We start from the raw sequence: 12,574 nt of genomic DNA on the forward strand, positions 1-12,574 counted from the left end.
GACACATCGCGCGGCGGTGGACCGGAAGCGGGCTCCCGGCCTCAATACAGCAATAATGCACGCCACCTTACCGGCGACTGTGCCCACCATGGAACGACCAACCGGGGATGCCCCTTTTGAGAGGCACCCCCGGTTGGGTGTTCAGGTCATCGGGTCGTCTCAGACGAGCTCGGTGACGGAGCCGCCGGCAGCGGCGATCTTCTCCTTGGCGGAGCCGGAAACGGCGTTCACCGAAACCGTCAGCGCCACGGAGATCTCGCCCTGGCCCAGGACCTTGACGAGACTGTTCTTGCGGACCGCGCCCTTGGTGACCAGATCGGCCACCGTGACCTCGCCGCCCTCGGGGTAGAGGTCGGAGAGCTTGTCCAGGTTCACCACCTGGTACTCGGTGCGGAACGGGTTCTTGAAGCCCTTGAGCTTCGGCAGACGCATGTGGAGGGGCATCTGCCCGCCCTCGAAGCGTGCCGGAACCTGGTAACGGGCCTTGGTGCCCTTGGTACCACGACCAGCGGTCTTACCCTTGGACGCCTCACCACGGCCCACACGGGTCTTGGCGGTCTTGGCTCCCGGGGCGGGACGCAGGTCGTGGGCCTTCAGCGGCTTGCTCTCAGCCATCAGTCGACCTCCTCAACCGTCACGAGGTGGCGGACGGTGTGCACCATGCCGCGGAACTCGGGGCGGTCCTCCTTGACGACCGTGTCGTTCACTCGCTTGAGGCCGAGCGAACGCAGGGTGTCGCGGTGGTTCTGCTTACTTCCGATGAACGACCGGGTCTGCGTGATCTGGAGGCGCGCCATCAGACACCCGCTCCCGCAGCACGCGCACGCAGCATCGCCGCGGGGGCGACGTCCTCGAGGGGCAGACCGCGGCGGGCCGCGATCTCCTCGGGACGCTGGAGGCCCTTGAGGGCCGCCACGGTCGCGTGCACGATGTTGATCGCGTTGTCCGAGCCGAGCGACTTCGACAGGATGTCGTGGACGCCGGCGCATTCGAGCACCGCGCGCACCGGGCCACCGGCGATCACGCCGGTACCGGGGGAAGCCGGCTTGAGCAGGACGACGCCCGCGGCCTTCTCGCCCTGGATCGGGTGCGGGATGGTGCCCTGGATACGCGGAACCTTGAAGAAGGCCTTCTTGGCCTCTTCGACGCCCTTGGCGATGGCGGCCGGAACTTCCTTGGCCTTGCCGTAACCGACGCCGACGGTACCGTCACCATCGCCCACCACGACCAGCGCGGTGAAGCTGAAGCGACGACCACCCTTCACAACCTTGGCAACGCGGTTGATCGCGACGACGCGCTCAACGTACGCGGTCTTCTCGGCCGGCGAACCGTCGCGACCCTTCCGGTCCCGTCGCTCGCCGCCACCGGCACCGCTTCCGCGGCGCTGGGGTCCAGCCATTGGATCTACCTCTCTCTGTTACGTCCGCTAGCTCCGGAACCGGGGCTCAGAACTTCAGCCCGGCTTCGCGGGCGGCGTCAGCCAGAGCGGCAATCCGCCCGGCGTACTGGTTGCCACCACGGTCGAACACGACGGCCTCGATACCGGCGGCCTTCGCACGCTCGGCGACCAGGGCCCCGACCTGCTTGGCCTGGGCGCTCTTGTCGCCGTCGGTCCCGCGGATCGACGTGTCCAGAGTCGACGCCGAGGCGAGCGTGTGGCCCGCGATGTCGTCGACGACCTGAGCCACCATGTGGCGGTTGGAACGCGTCACAACGAGGCGGGGGCGCTCCTGCGTGCCCGAGACCTTCTTGCGGACGCGAATGTGACGGCGCTTGATGGCAGCGGCCTTGTAGGCCTTGCCCTTGGCGATCTTCACACCGAATGCCATGGCTACTTACCAGCCTTTCCGACCTTGCGGCGGATGACCTCGCCCGCGTACCGGACACCCTTGGCCTTGTAGGGGTCGGGCTTCCGCAGCTTGCGGATTGTGGCGGCGACCTCGCCGACCCTCTGCTTGTCGATGCCTTCGACGGAGAACTTCGTCGGTGTCTCCACCTTGAAGGTGATTCCCTCAGGGGCCTCGATGAGGATCGGGTGGCTGTAGCCCAGGGCGAACTCCAGGTTGGAGCCCTTCGCCTGGACTCGGTAACCGACACCGCTGATCTCGAGCGCCTTGACGTAACCCTGGGTCACGCCGGTGATCATGTTCGCCACCAGCGTGCGGGACAGGCCGTGGAAGGCCTTGTTCTGACGCTCGTCGTTGGGGCGCAGCACCTGAAGGGTGCCGTCCTCGCCCTTGGTGACCTCGATCGGCGCGACGACGGTGTGCGAGAGGGTGCCCTTGGGACCCTTCACGCTGACCGTGCGGCCTTCGATGGTGACGTCCACACCGGCGGGAACCTGGATGGGGAGCTTGCCGATTCGCGACATGAGCTTTCCTCTCCGTTCCCGACTACCAGACGTAGGCGAGGACTTCCCCACCTACGCCCTTCTTGCTCGCCTGCTGGCCGGTCAGGAGGCCGTGGGACGTGGAGATGATCGCCACGCCCAGGCCGCCGAGAACCTTCGGCAGACTGGTGGACTTCGCGTACACACGCAGACCCGGCTTGGAGATGCGCTTGATGCCGGCGATCGAACGCTCGCGGTTCGGGCCGAACTTCAGCTCCAGGACGAGGTTCTTGCCGACCTCGGCGTCCTCGACCTTCCAGCCGGTGATGAAGCCCTCCTGCTGGAGGATCTCCGCGATGTGCGACTTGATCTTGCTGTGCGGCATCACGACATCGTCGTGGTACGCCGAGTTCGCGTTACGCAGACGCGTGAGCATGTCTGCGATGGGATCAGTCATGGTCATGTATTGGCCTTCGGCCTCTCTCGCCGGGGTTTCCTGTATGCGCCATCCCTCTCCCCGATCAGAGCCGGGACGGGTGCGGTGCGGGGACCTACGGCGTAGTAAGTCGTTATGGACGGCGGGCGCCCAACCCCACAAGCCTACGGCATCTGGGGGAGGGCTCCCGCCAACCAGGTACTTACCGAGAGTTCCAGGTCGGTCCTCGGAAGAGGACTACCAGGAGCTCTTGGTGACGCCCGGCAGCTCGCCGCGGTGGGCCATCTCACGAAGGCACACACGGCACAGGCCGAACTTGCGGTAGACGGAGTGGGGCCGGCCGCAGCGCTGGCAGCGGGTGTAACCGCGCACCGCGAACTTGGGCTTGCGGGCGGCCTTTTCGATCAAAGCCTTCTTCGCCACGGTCAGTTCTCCTTGAACGGGAAGCCGAGGTGACGAAGGAGGGCACGACCCTCGTCGTCGTTGGTCGCCGTGGTCACCACGGTGATGTCCATGCCCCGGACCCGGTCGATCTTGTCCTGGTCGATCTCGTGGAACATGACCTGCTCCGTGAGACCGAAGGTGTAGTTGCCACGGCCGTCGAACTGCTTCGGCGACAGACCGCGGAAGTCACGGATACGCGGCAGCGCGAGCGACAGCGTACGGTCCAGGAACTCCCACATGCGGTCACCGCGGAGGGTGACGTGGCAGCCGATCGGCTGGCCCTCGCGCAGCTTGAACTGCGCGATGGACTTCCGGGCCTTGGTGACGGCCGGCTTCTGGCCCGTGATCGTGGTGAGGTCGCGGATGGCGCCCTCGATCAGCTTGGAGTCGCGGGCGGCGTCGCCCACACCCATGTTGACCACGATCTTGACGAGGCCGGGGATCTGCATGACGTTCTCGTACGAGAACTCCTCACGCAGCTTGCCCGTGATCTCCTCGCGGTAGCGCAGCTTCAGACGGGGTGCAGTGGTGGTCGTCATCAGATGTCCTCACCGGTCCGCTTGGCAACGCGGATCTTCTTGCCCTCGTCGTCAAAGCGGTAGCCGACGCGGGTGACGACCTTCTTGCCGTCCTTCTCCACGACCAGCTGAACGTTGCTGACATGGACGGGGGCTTCGGTGGTGACGATGCCGCCGGTCTGCGAACCGCGAGCCGTCTGACCGGCCTTGGTGTGCTTCTTGACCCGGTTGACACCCTCGACGAGGACGCGGTTCTGCGTGGGGATGGCCTGAATGACCTTCCCCTGCTTGCCCTTGTCCTTACCGGTGATGACCTGGACCAGGTCGCCCTTCTTGATCTTCATGCTTACAGCACCTCCGGCGCGAGCGAGATGATCTTCATGAACTTCTTCTCGCGCAGCTCACGGCCCACCGGGCCGAAGATACGGGTGCCACGAGGGTCGCCGTCGTTCTTCAGGATGACGGCGGCGTTCTCGTCGAAGCGGATGTACGAGCCGTCCGGACGGCGGCGCTCCTTGACCGTGCGAACGATGACCGCCTTGACGACGTCACCCTTCTTGACGTTCGCACCGGGGATCGCGTCCTTGACGGTGGCGACGATGACGTCGCCGATGCCCGCGTAGCGGCGGCCCGAGCCACCGAGAACACGGATGGTGAGAATTTCCTTCGCACCCGTGTTGTCGGCGACACGAAGTCGCGACTCCTGCTGGATCACGTGTATCTCCTGATCGTCTGCCGGTTCCCCGGGGGGCGGATCTCTCCGGCCCCCCGGAGCCTGGCGGAACTACTTCGAAGGTGTGCCTTCGAAGGGATTACTTGGCCTTCTCGAGGATCTCGATGATGCGCCACCGCTTCGTGGCGGACAGCGGCCGGGTCTCCATCAGGAGGACGCGGTCGCCGATGCCGGCGGCGTTCTGCTCGTCGTGGGCCTTGAGCTTGTTCGTACGGCGGATGACCTTGCCGTACAGAGCGTGCTTCACGCGGTCCTCGACGGCGACGACGACGGTCTTGTCCATCTTGTCGCTGACGACCAGACCCTCACGGGTCTTGCGGAATCCGCGCTCGGTGCTCGGGGTGTTCTCGGTCACGTTGTTCTCAGTCATCAGGCGCTCTCCACCGTCTCGATGCCCAGCTCGCGCTCACGCATCAGGGTGTAGATCCGCGCGATGTCCTTGCGGACGGCCTTGAGCCGACCGTGGTTCTCGAGCTGGCCCGTCGCCGCCTGGAAGCGGAGATTGAACAGCTCTTCCTTGGCTTCGCGAAGCTTGTTGACAAGCTCCTCGTCGCCCAGTTCGCGCAGCTCGGACGCCTTGGTAACGGCCGCCATCACGACTCACCTGCCTCGCGCCGAACGATCCGGCACTTCATCGGAAGCTTGTGAGCTGCGCGGGTAAGCGCCTCACGCGCAATCTTCTCGTTCGGGTAGGACAGCTCGAACATCACCCGACCGGGCTTGACGTTCGCGATCCACCACTCGGGGGAACCCTTACCGGAACCCATGCGGGTCTCGGCGGGCTTCTTGGTGAGCGGACGGTCCGGGTAGATGTTGATCCAGACCTTGCCGCCACGCTTGATGTGGCGGGTCATCGCGATACGAGCGGCCTCGATCTGACGGTTCGTCACGTATGCCGGGGTCAGCGCCTGGATGCCGTACTCGCCGAACGCAACCTGCGTGCCACCCTTGGACATACCGCTGCGCTTCGGGTGGTGCTGCTTGCGGTGCTTGACCCTACGGGGGATCAGCATGTCGGTCAGGCCTCCGTTCCGCCGGTAGAAGAGGGCGTCGCCTCCGCGGCCGGAGCAGCGGTCGCGTCGGCCTTGGGGGCCTCCGCGCCGGGAGCCTGCTGCGGCTTGCGGCCACCGCGGCCGCCGCGCTCGCCACCACGGCCGCCACCGGCGCCACCGCGGCCGGCGGGACGGTCGTTGCCGCCACCACGGGCCGGGCGGTTGCCCGCGCGGGCCGCGGCGTTCTCGGCACGCACCTCGGCGATGTTCTTGACGTCGCCCTTGTAGATCCAGACCTTCACGCCGATGCGGCCGAAGGTCGTCTTGGCCTCGAAGAAGCCGTAGTCGACGTTCGCACGGAGGGTGTGCAGGGGCACACGGCCCTCGCGGTAGAACTCCGAGCGGGACATCTCGGCGCCGCCGAGACGGCCACCGCACTGGATCTTGATGCCCTTGGCGCCGGCCTTCATCGTCGACTGCATGCTCTTGCGCATGGCGCGACGGAAGGAGACACGCGAGGACAGCTGCTCGGCGACGGCCTGGGCCACCAGCTGAGCGTCCACCTCGGGGTTCTTGACCTCGAGGATGTTCAGCTGGACCTGCTTGCCGGTCAGCTTCTCCAGCTCGCCGCGGATACGGTCGGCCTCGGCGCCGCGGCGGCCGATGACGATGCCCGGACGCGCGGTGTGGATGTCGACGCGGACGCGGTCGCGGGTGCGCTCGATCTCGACCTTCGAGATGCCGGCCCGCTCCATGCCCTTCGTCATCATGCGACGAATGGCGACGTCTTCCTTGACGTAGTCCTTGTACAGCTTGTCGGCGTACCACCGGGACTTGAAGTCCGTGGTGATGCCGAGCCGGAACCCATGCGGGTTAACCTTCTGGCCCATTACCGGGTTCCTTCCTTGCTGCTGACGACCACGGTGATGTGGCTGGTCCGCTTGCGGATCCGGTAGGCACGGCCCTGGGCACGCGGCCGGAACCGCTTCAGGGTCGGACCCTCATCCACATACGCCTCGCTGATGACCAGCGAAGAGGCGTCCGGGTGGTCGTAGTTGTGCGCGGCGTTGGCAATGGCGCTGTCGAGCACCTTGCCGACCGGCACGCTCGCGGCCTGCGCGGCGAAACGCAGGACCGCCTGAGCCTCCGTGGCATCCATGCCACGGATGAGGTCCACCACTCGGCGGGCCTTCATGGGCGTGACGCGGATGTACCGCGCCTGGGCCCTGGCTTCCATGGTTGTCCCTTCGGTGTAAGTCATAGTCGGTTACACCCCGCGTCAGCGGCGCTTCGACTTCCGGTCGTCCTTGACGTGGCCGCGGAAGGTGCGAGTCGGCGAGAACTCGCCGAGCTTGTGGCCGACCATCGACTCGGTGACGAACACCGGGACGTGGATCTTGCCGTTGTGCACCGCGATCGTGTGGCCCAGCATGGCCGGGATGATCATTGAGCGCCGGGACCAGGTCTTGATGACGTTCTTGGTGCCTGCTTCGTTCTGGACGTCCACCTTCTTGATCAGGTGGTCGTCGACGAAGGGCCCCTTCTTGAGACTGCGCGGCATCTAAACCCGCTCCTAGCGCTTCTTGTTCGACTTGCGGCGGCGGACGATGTACTTGCTGCTTGCCTTCTTCGGCGAGCGAGTACGACCCTCCTTCTGACCCCACGGGCTGACCGGGTGACGTCCACCGGAGGTCTTGCCCTCACCACCACCGTGCGGGTGGTCGACCGGGTTCATCGCGACACCGCGGACGGTCGGGCGGACGCCCTTCCAGCGCATACGGCCGGCCTTGCCCCAGTTGATGTTCGACTGCTCGGCGTTGCCGACCTCACCGATCGTGGCGCGGCAGCGGACGTCGACCATGCGGACTTCACCGGACGGCATGCGAAGGGTGGCCATCGTGCCCTCCTTCGCCAGCAGCTGCACCGAAGCACCCGCGGAGCGGGAGATCTTCGCGCCGCCACCGGGACGGAGTTCGATCGCGTGGATCGTCGTACCGACCGGGATGTGGCGCAGCGGCAGGTTGTTGCCGGGCTTGATGTCGGCCCCGGGGCCGTTCTCGACCCGGTCACCCTGGCTGAGCTTGGCCGGCGCGATGATGTAGCGCTTCTCGCCGTCCGCGTAGTGCAGCAGCGCGATGCGCGCGGTGCGGTTGGGGTCGTACTCGATGTGCGCGACCTTGGCAGGCACGCCGTCCTTGTCGTGACGACGGAAGTCGATCACGCGGTAGGCGCGCTTGTGGCCACCACCCTGGTGGCGAACGGTCACACGACCGGCGTTGTTACGGCCGCCCTTGCTGTGCAGCGGGCGGACCAGCGACTTCTCCGGCGTGGACCGCGTGATCTCGACAAAGTCGGCGACGCTGGAGCCACGACGGCCCGGGGTCGTCGGCTTGTACTTGCGGATACCCATTTCTCAGTCCTCGTCCGATTCCGGACGACTCGACTCCCTGTTTCAGGAGGCCGGGCCGCCGAAGATGTCGATACGGTCGCCCTCAGCGAGGGTCACGATGGCGCGCTTCGTGTTCGCGCGCTTGCCGAAACCGGTGCGGGTGCGCTTGCGCTTGCCCTGCCGGTTGATCGTGTTGACCCCGGCGACCTTGACCGAGAAGACCGCTTCCACGGCCTGCTTGATCTGGGTCTTGTTGGCGGTGGGCGCCACGATGAACGTGTACTTGTTCTCGTCGAGGAGCGCGTAGCTCTTCTCCGACACCACGGGCTTCACAAGAATGTCGCGGTGGTCGTGGAACGTCTTGCTGGTGATCTCGGCCATCAGGCTTCGGCCCCCTCGTTCTCGTTGTCATCGGCCTTGGAAGGGCCAGACACGAAGGACTCGAAGGCGGCCTTGGTGAAGACCACGTCGTCGGAGACGATCACGTCGTACGTGTTCAGCTGGCCCGGCGCCAGGATGTGTACCTGGGGCAGGTTGCGCGCGGACAGCCACGCGGCCTCGTCGCTCCGCTCGGCGACCAGGAGCAGGTTCTTGCGCTCGCTGATCTTGCCCAGCAGGGTCTTCGCGGCCTTGGTGGAGATCGCGTCCTCGACCAGGCCGGAGACGACGTGGATACGCGAGTGGCGCGCCCGGTCGGTGAGGGCGGCGCGCAGGGCGGCTGCCTTCATCTTCTTGGGCGTCCGCTGCGAGTAGTCGCGCGGCTGCGGGCCGTGGACGACGCCACCGCCGACGAACTGCGGAGCGCGGGTCGAGCCCTGACGGGCGCGGCCGGTGCCCTTCTGGCGGTACGGCTTGCGCCCACCACCACGGACCTCGCCGCGTGTCTTGGTCTTGTGCGTGCCCTGGCGGGCAGCGGCCAGCTGGGCGACTACGACCTGGTGGATCAGCGGAATGCTGACCTTGGCGTCGAAGATCTCCGCGGGGAGTTCGACGGTCCCGGCCTTGTCACCTGCCGGCGAAAGGATGTCAACAGTGCTCATCGTTACCTCAGGCCCCCTTGGCCGCGGTACGGACCAGGACGAGGCCGCCGTTCGGACCGGGGACCGCGCCCTTGATCAGGAGCAGGCCCTTCTCCGCGTCAACGGCATAGACGGTCAGGTTCTGTGTGGTGACCCGCTCGTTGCCCATGCGACCGGCCATCCGCATGCCCTTGAACACACGGCCGGGGGTGGCGCAGCCACCGATGGAGCCGGGCGAGCGGTGCTTGCGCTGGACGCCGTGACCGGCGCCGAGGCCCTTGAAGTTGTGACGCTTCATGACACCGGCGAAGCCCTTGCCCTTGCTCTTGCCCGTGACGTCGACCTTGACGCCGGACTCGAAGACGGAGGCGGTGACCTCCTGGCCGAGCGTGTACTCGCCGGCGTCGGAGGTGCGGAGCTCCACCAGGTGGCGGCGCGGGGTCACGTCGGCCTTGGCGAAGTGGCCCTTGAGGGGCTTGTTCACCTTGCGCGGGTCGATCTCGCCGAAGGCGATCTGGACCGACTCGTAGCCGTCGGAGTCATTCGTACGGACCTGGGTAACGACGCAGGGTCCGGCCTTGACCACGGTCACCGGGACGACACGGTTGTTCTCGTCCCAGACCTGGGTCATGCCGAGCTTCTCGCCCAGGACACCCTTGATCTGCTTTGCCATTCTTCCGCGCCTCTCAGAGCTTGATCTCGATGTCAACGCCGGCCGGAAGGTCCAGGCGCATCAACGAGTCAACGGTCTTGGGCGTCGGGTCGAGAATGTCGATCAGGCGCTTGTGCGTGCGCATCTCGAAGTGCTCGCGAGAATCCTTGTACTTGTGCGGCGACTTGATGACGCAGTACACGTTCTTCTCTGTGGGCAGCGGCACCGGGCCCGCGACCGACGCACCAGTACGCGTCACCGTCTCGACGATCTTCTTCGCCGAGGAATCGATGACCTCGTGGTCGTAGGCCTTGAGCCGGATGCGGATCTTCTGTCCCGCCATGGCTGCTAGTAGTCCTGTCTCTCGTCACGCTCTGGAACCCGGGGGGTTAGCGTCCTGCTCCGACCCACGCGGTCGGGCGTGTCGCATCCCCTCTACGAAAATCTCCCGAAAGGGAGATCCCAACCAAGGGGGCGCGGGCCCAGGACCGCGAGCCGGAGGCACAACACCTACCGGGCGCCTGGCAGGCGTCCCACTGACACTTCCCGGAAGATTCCCGTACGTCCGCACCAGCGCTGCCCCGAAAGGCAGTTGGCACGACGAGTACTGTGGGACTCGCTTCCGGTCCTCCCGGCGGGAGGCGCGCAGCATTGACGCTCAACCGAGCAACCTGAACAGTGTGCCACAGGCCCCGCGACCCTGGCCAATCGCGGCCGGAAAGGGTACCCCACGGGCTGACGCCCGAACCCTCCCCCGGGTCGCGCCTAGCGCGCGGTGTACGCGAGGAAGTCCACCCAGGCCCCGGGAGCAAGGCCCAGCCGGGGCCCGTCGGGGTTCTTGGAGTCCCGCACGAGGACGGTGGCGGGGGTGGCGGCGACCTCGACGCAGTCGTTGTTGTCGCTGCCGCTGTAGCTGCTCTTGATCCACGCGACTTCGACGCACTCGGGGCCGTCGTTGGTGCTGTAGCTGCTCTTGATCCAGTTCATGTCTCTCCCAGCACCTTCTCGATGAAGCTCAGCGACCCCCGGGGGCTGAGAGCCTGGGATCGGATAATCCCATACCGAAGCTCCAGTACGTGCACCTCTTTCGGGGCAACAACCACGCGACTGGTGAGCTGAGCTTCGGAGTACCCCACCGCAGAACCGTCCCTCAACTTGAGCAACTGAAGTTGCCCGCCCATCCCGGCGTGGTCCTCACGGTCTGTTGGCATCACCTGAATCTCGACGTGCCGCAACCGGCCCATCTCCAGCAGGTGTTCCAGCTGCCGCCGCAAAACGGCTTTGCCACCGATGGGCCGGAGCAGAGTAACTTCTTCCAGCACGAAGGTGAGCGTAACCAGCGGCGAGCGCGCGAAGATCGACTGTCGCGCGAGCCGCGCGGACACATACCGGTCCAGGTCGTCCGGGGACAGCGCGGGCCGTCGTACGTCGAACAGTGCTCGCGCGTACTCCTCGGTCTGCAAGAGGCCGTGGATGTTGTGGTTGCCGTAGGCACCCAGCTCAACGGTCTCGTTCTCCAACCTCGCCAGGTCCCGAACCTTCTTCGGATACCGAGCCTCCGCCACGTCCTCCTTCATCGCGGCGATCTTGCCCTCGGCACGCAGCACGTCATCCGCCCGGTCCAGGAACTCCGGCTTGGGGATCCGCTGCCCCGACTCGACCTTGTAGACCTGCGCCTCGCCGTATCCGATCGCCGCGCCGAACTCCGCGCGGCTCATCCCCACGCCCGTACGCCATAGCTTGATCTGGCGGCCGACCGCCTCGATCACGGCGCTGGAGTCGTCTTCAAGATCGGGCTCCCAGTCGGGCTCGTCCGCCCCGTCGTTCGCGTACAAGGATCCGCACCTCCACCAGGTCACGTAGGACGACGAGGACAGATCCGTACAACTACGGGACAGTCACCGTCCGTACAGTCATCGTGACTGTTCAGCCTACGCACACCCGACCACGCTGTGTGACGTGAACCTCAAAAACAGCAACCTGACCCATCAGTTCAGCGTCCAGCTCTCCTCGACCCGCAGAGGCGCCCGGCTGGCACGACTGCTGGCCACGGAGCAGATCCGCTCCTGGGGCCTCCCCCACGAGGCCGCCGCCCAGGTCATCGCGGAACTGGCGTCGAACGCCGCGACGCACGGCCGCGCGCCGGGCAGGGACTTCCGCATCGTCCTGACGCTGCCGGCCCCGGGCACGCTCCGTATCGAAGTGACGGACACCCGCCCGGAACGCCTCCCCACCACCCCCCGCAACGCGGCCCTGGACGAGGAATGGGGCAGGGGTCTGGTCCTGGTGAACGCCCTGTCCACCCGCTGGGGAGCGATCACGGGCCCCCCGCCCTGCAAAACGGTCTGGGCGGAGCTGGACCTCACGCCGCGACTCTCCCACCCGGAGGACGCGAGGCACTGGGACGAGGAGTCCTTCGCCCGACGCCACGCGTCAGAGAAGGGCATGGAGGTGGAGGGATCGTTCGACCCCCGGAGCCTTCTCGCCGCAGTGGAGATCGTCTCCCGCTCCAACCCGGACAACGACTAAGTCGGCAAGGTGCGGGACTACCCGCTGCCGGGAATCCCCATGTACGTGATCTTCGACCCGCGCACGGGCACCGGCGCGGTGCTGTCCGACATCCACCCGACCCCGGACGGCCCTCGCTACGTCACCCGCAAGGACTTCGTCTACGGCGAGGAGATCATGGTCGGTGAGTGGCCGATCTCGACGGACCGACTCGGGGTGGGTTGGGGTCGGACAGGTAGTGCGGGTTCAGACCGAGGGGTAGTCGGGGGCACCCGGTCTTGTATTGGTCGGCGTGGGGCCGCCCCTTGGTGTTGATTGTCGCGGGTCCGGTCCGGGCGTCAAGGGCGCTCCTGCGTCGCGTCGGCTACGCCGATTGCGCTGCGCTTCACCCTTGACCCCCGGCCCGGCCCCGCAAGTGCAGGCAGAGGGGGGCGGCCCGGGGAAAGGTCCCCCGAGGGGCTTGTCTGTTCCCGGGGTTTCGTCGCGGGCTGCGGCTCTCGGCGTGGGTTTGCGCACCACTTGAATGGGGCGGTGGCGGGCTGGTTCGGCGGCTG

At 66.4% G+C, this 12,574-nt stretch carries 23 protein-coding genes and 2 pseudogenes; 2 read left to right on the forward strand and 23 right to left on the reverse strand.

Features of this window, described 5'->3' with window-relative positions:
- Positions 1-159: 159 nt before the first annotated feature.
- The 23 genes from rplO to ACIODU_RS21560 form a co-directional block, all read right to left on the reverse strand.
- Positions 160-615 (reverse strand): 50S ribosomal protein L15, encoded by a 456-nt coding sequence (rplO, locus tag ACIODU_RS21450; protein WP_161311146.1) that lies wholly within the window; start codon positions 613-615, stop codon positions 160-162.
- A complete protein-coding gene (gene rpmD / locus ACIODU_RS21455) occupies positions 615-797 on the reverse strand; it encodes a 50S ribosomal protein L30 (RefSeq protein ID WP_161311147.1) in 183 nt (60 codons plus the stop codon). Before rpmD ends, rplO begins: the two co-directional genes overlap by 1 nt.
- A complete protein-coding gene (gene rpsE, locus ACIODU_RS21460; protein WP_161311148.1) occupies positions 797-1,399 on the reverse strand; it encodes a 30S ribosomal protein S5 in 603 nt (200 codons plus the stop codon). Before rpsE ends, rpmD begins: the two co-directional genes overlap by 1 nt.
- Positions 1,400-1,445: 46 nt before the next feature.
- A complete protein-coding gene (gene rplR, locus ACIODU_RS21465) occupies positions 1,446-1,829 on the reverse strand; it encodes a 50S ribosomal protein L18 (RefSeq protein WP_161311149.1) in 384 nt (127 codons plus the stop codon).
- Between the two features lie 2 nt (positions 1,830-1,831).
- Positions 1,832-2,371, reverse strand: a complete 540-nt coding sequence (gene rplF / locus ACIODU_RS21470) for a 50S ribosomal protein L6 (RefSeq protein ID WP_161311150.1) — start codon at positions 2,369-2,371, stop codon at positions 1,832-1,834.
- A 22-nt stretch (positions 2,372-2,393) separates the two neighbouring features.
- Entirely contained in the window at positions 2,394-2,792 is a 399-nt protein-coding gene (gene rpsH, locus ACIODU_RS21475) for a 30S ribosomal protein S8 (protein ID WP_041985707.1), read from the reverse strand.
- Positions 2,793-3,002: 210 nt separating this feature from the next.
- The gene (locus ACIODU_RS21480) at positions 3,003-3,188 is read right to left on the reverse strand and encodes a type Z 30S ribosomal protein S14 (RefSeq protein ID WP_161311152.1); all 186 of its coding nucleotides are present in this window, start codon (positions 3,186-3,188) and stop codon (positions 3,003-3,005) included.
- Positions 3,189-3,190: 2 nt separating this feature from the next.
- Entirely contained in the window at positions 3,191-3,748 is a 558-nt protein-coding gene (gene rplE / locus ACIODU_RS21485) for a 50S ribosomal protein L5 (protein WP_161311153.1), read from the reverse strand.
- A complete protein-coding gene (rplX, locus tag ACIODU_RS21490) occupies positions 3,748-4,071 on the reverse strand; it encodes a 50S ribosomal protein L24 (RefSeq protein ID WP_356433012.1) in 324 nt (107 codons plus the stop codon). The genes rplE and rplX overlap by 1 nt, the downstream gene beginning before the upstream one ends.
- 2 nt (positions 4,072-4,073) lie before the next feature.
- Positions 4,074-4,442, reverse strand: a complete 369-nt coding sequence (rplN, locus tag ACIODU_RS21495) for a 50S ribosomal protein L14 (protein WP_161311155.1) — start codon at positions 4,440-4,442, stop codon at positions 4,074-4,076.
- Positions 4,443-4,539: 97 nt separating this feature from the next.
- On the reverse strand, positions 4,540-4,830 hold the full coding sequence (gene rpsQ / locus ACIODU_RS21500) for a 30S ribosomal protein S17 (protein WP_161311156.1): 291 nt from the start codon (positions 4,828-4,830) through the stop codon (positions 4,540-4,542).
- Positions 4,830-5,054: a 50S ribosomal protein L29 gene (gene rpmC / locus ACIODU_RS21505; RefSeq protein ID WP_161311158.1), complete on the reverse strand. Its 225-nt coding sequence runs from the start codon at positions 5,052-5,054 to the stop codon at positions 4,830-4,832. The genes rpsQ and rpmC overlap by 1 nt, the downstream gene beginning before the upstream one ends.
- Positions 5,054-5,473: a 50S ribosomal protein L16 gene (rplP, locus tag ACIODU_RS21510; protein WP_014047785.1), complete on the reverse strand. Its 420-nt coding sequence runs from the start codon at positions 5,471-5,473 to the stop codon at positions 5,054-5,056. The genes rpmC and rplP overlap by 1 nt, the downstream gene beginning before the upstream one ends.
- Before the next feature lie 5 nt (positions 5,474-5,478).
- Complete coding sequence (gene rpsC, locus ACIODU_RS21515; protein ID WP_327234980.1) at positions 5,479-6,342, reverse strand: 30S ribosomal protein S3; 864 nt, start codon at positions 6,340-6,342, stop codon at positions 5,479-5,481.
- Positions 6,342-6,689, reverse strand: a complete 348-nt coding sequence (gene rplV, locus ACIODU_RS21520) for a 50S ribosomal protein L22 (RefSeq protein WP_161308667.1) — start codon at positions 6,687-6,689, stop codon at positions 6,342-6,344. Before rplV ends, rpsC begins: the two co-directional genes overlap by 1 nt.
- 42 nt (positions 6,690-6,731) lie before the next feature.
- Positions 6,732-7,013, reverse strand: coding sequence for a 30S ribosomal protein S19 (rpsS, locus tag ACIODU_RS21525; protein WP_127356386.1), 282 nt, complete (start codon positions 7,011-7,013; stop codon positions 6,732-6,734).
- Between the two features lie 12 nt (positions 7,014-7,025).
- Entirely contained in the window at positions 7,026-7,862 is an 837-nt protein-coding gene (gene rplB / locus ACIODU_RS21530; RefSeq protein ID WP_167028590.1) for a 50S ribosomal protein L2, read from the reverse strand.
- Between the two features lie 42 nt (positions 7,863-7,904).
- Positions 7,905-8,222: a 50S ribosomal protein L23 gene (gene rplW / locus ACIODU_RS21535; protein ID WP_161308664.1), complete on the reverse strand. Its 318-nt coding sequence runs from the start codon at positions 8,220-8,222 to the stop codon at positions 7,905-7,907.
- The gene (gene rplD, locus ACIODU_RS21540) at positions 8,222-8,881 is read right to left on the reverse strand and encodes a 50S ribosomal protein L4 (protein ID WP_356433008.1); all 660 of its coding nucleotides are present in this window, start codon (positions 8,879-8,881) and stop codon (positions 8,222-8,224) included. The genes rplW and rplD overlap by 1 nt, the downstream gene beginning before the upstream one ends.
- 7 nt (positions 8,882-8,888) lie before the next feature.
- Positions 8,889-9,533: a 50S ribosomal protein L3 gene (gene rplC, locus ACIODU_RS21545; protein WP_167028596.1), complete on the reverse strand. Its 645-nt coding sequence runs from the start codon at positions 9,531-9,533 to the stop codon at positions 8,889-8,891.
- A 13-nt stretch (positions 9,534-9,546) separates the two neighbouring features.
- On the reverse strand, positions 9,547-9,855 hold the full coding sequence (rpsJ, locus tag ACIODU_RS21550; RefSeq protein ID WP_003948644.1) for a 30S ribosomal protein S10: 309 nt from the start codon (positions 9,853-9,855) through the stop codon (positions 9,547-9,549).
- A 422-nt stretch (positions 9,856-10,277) separates the two neighbouring features.
- Positions 10,278-10,499, reverse strand: coding sequence for a DUF397 domain-containing protein (locus ACIODU_RS21555; RefSeq protein ID WP_401769509.1), 222 nt, complete (start codon positions 10,497-10,499; stop codon positions 10,278-10,280).
- The gene (locus ACIODU_RS21560) at positions 10,496-11,347 is read right to left on the reverse strand and encodes a helix-turn-helix domain-containing protein (protein WP_401769510.1); all 852 of its coding nucleotides are present in this window, start codon (positions 11,345-11,347) and stop codon (positions 10,496-10,498) included. The genes ACIODU_RS21555 and ACIODU_RS21560 overlap by 4 nt, the downstream gene beginning before the upstream one ends.
- A gap of 124 nt (positions 11,348-11,471) precedes the next feature.
- Between ACIODU_RS21560 and ACIODU_RS21565 the strand changes: the two are divergent.
- Positions 11,472-11,807: pseudogene (locus tag ACIODU_RS21565) on the forward strand (ATP-binding protein); the annotation flags it as partial.
- A 150-nt stretch (positions 11,808-11,957) separates the two neighbouring features.
- Positions 11,958-12,335, forward strand: a pseudogene (locus ACIODU_RS21570) (hypothetical protein); the annotation flags it as partial.
- Between the last annotated feature and the right edge of the window lie 239 nt (positions 12,336-12,574).

It is taken from the genome of Streptomyces sp. NPDC088261 (genome assembly GCF_044740805.1).
Classification (GTDB): Bacteria; Actinomycetota; Actinomycetes; order Streptomycetales; family Streptomycetaceae; genus Streptomyces.